General features: G+C 44.8%; 1 protein-coding gene. It reads right to left on the reverse strand.

Translation table 11 applies throughout. From position 1 onward, the window contains the following. On the reverse strand, positions 1–197 hold a 197-nt coding region (locus tag AC23MB_RS14555; RefSeq protein ID WP_487787677.1), incomplete at its 3' end, for a hypothetical protein. Positions 198–232 lie beyond the last annotated feature (35 nt).

A 232-nucleotide genomic window follows, 5' to 3' on the forward strand; every position in this document is an offset into this window, starting at 1 on the left:
CCACTCATAAAGTCTGCAGCAAGTTCTTCATTCCTTTCCAACGGAACCTGAATTGGATTGGCAGGATTATCCAAACGTTTTCTTTTCAGTCTTTTATAAAGCGAGAATCCATATTTGTGGTACACCCTGCGGATTTGCGAGGCAACAAACTCCGGGTATTTTTTCTTTACCTTCACAATCACTTTCTTTCGTCCCATCCTGCTGGTCCCCAATACCGAGGCGATGGCCTGCT

This window comes from Soonwooa sp. T0.1_25 (assembly GCF_057652215.1).